Source organism: Baia soyae, assembly GCF_004341445.1.
In the GTDB taxonomy this organism is placed as follows: domain Bacteria; phylum Bacillota; class Bacilli; order Thermoactinomycetales; family Thermoactinomycetaceae; genus Baia; species Baia soyae.
On sequence record NZ_SLXV01000084.1, the window covers coordinates 1 to 1,472 of the forward strand.

At 40.2% G+C, this 1,472-nt stretch carries 1 protein-coding gene; it reads left to right on the plus strand.

The window, feature by feature from the left end; all coding sequences use genetic code 11:
- Positions 1-1,358, plus strand: a 1,358-nt coding sequence (gene ltrA / locus EDD57_RS14200; protein WP_131850069.1) for a group II intron reverse transcriptase/maturase, incomplete at its 5' end; no start/stop codon positions are given.
- Between the last annotated feature and the right edge of the window lie 114 nt (positions 1,359-1,472).

A 1,472-nucleotide genomic window follows, 5' to 3' on the forward strand; every position in this document is an offset into this window, starting at 1 on the left:
GTGTTTATATTCCCAAAAAGAACGGTAAAAAACGTCCACTCGGCATTCCAACAATAAAAGACAGAGCCATGCAAGCACTACACTTACTTGCAATGGACCCTATTGCCGAAACGACAGGGGATTTAAATTCGTATGGGTTCAGACCTAAACGGTCTACTGCTGATGCTATTAGCCAATGCTTCAAAGTCCTAAACAACAAGAACTCGGCTCATTGGATTCTGGAGGGGGATATCAAAGCATGCTTTGATAGGATCAGCCATTCTTGGCTACTAGATAATGTTCCAATGGATAAAACCATCCTCAAAAAATGGTTGAAAGCTGGATTCATGGATCAGAAGACTTTGTATCCTACGGAACAAGGAACACCTCAAGGCGGAATTTGTTCCCCTGTTCTTGCTAATCTTGCACTAGATGGTCTAGAAAAAGTACTACAGGAGGCTTTCCCAAAGAAGAGAGTAGCAACCAGTATGCACAAGGTAAACTATATACGCTATGCGGATGATTTTATTATCACAGCGAACTCTAAAGAAATACTTGAACAAGAGGTAAAACCTCTTGTAAAGGAATTTCTACAAGAACGTGGTTTAGAGCTTTCAGAAGAAAAAACCTCCATAACACATATAAACGATGGGTTCGACTTCTTAGGGCAAAACATACGGAAATACAAGGGCAAGCTACTAATTAAGCCTTCTAAGAAAAACATCAAAGCCTTCCTAGACAAAGTGCGAGAGGTTATCAGAACCAATAAACAAGCAACAACAGAGAACCTTATTCTACAACTTAATCCAATGATTCGTGGATGGGCTAACTATCACAAACATGTGGTTAGTAAAGAAATCTTCTCTAGAGTAGACAATGCCGTCTTTAAAGCACTATGGAGATGGGCAAAGCGCAGACATCCTAAGAAAGCTAGAAATTGGATATCCAAAAGATATTTCAAATCAATAGGAAATAGAAACTGGGTATTCTATGGGGCATCCAAAGATAAATACGGAAAGTTTCAGAACATATATCTCTTCTATGCATTTAGTGTCATCATCCAAAGGCACATCAAAATCAAAAGTCACGCCAACCCATACGATCCACAATGGGAAATGTACTATGAGAAACGTCTTGATATCAAGATGGAACAAAATCTGAAACATAAACAGAAACTCCTATATCTTTGGAAAGAACAAAAAGGAACCTGCCCAATATGCTTACAGAAGATTACCCATTTAACAGGCTGGCATAGTCATCACATTCACTGGAAAACACACGGTGGTTCCGATCAAGTAGCCAACAGAGTCCTACTACATCCAAACTGCCACAGGCAGGTTCATAACCTTAATTTAACTGTTGAGAAACCGCACTCTTAAAAGAGTGTTTGAAAGGCTTGAGCCGTATGATGGGAAACTGTCACGTACGGTTCTTAGGGGGGAAGGGTTCCGAAAGGAACCTGACCTACCCGACACATAAGCCTTATCGGACAT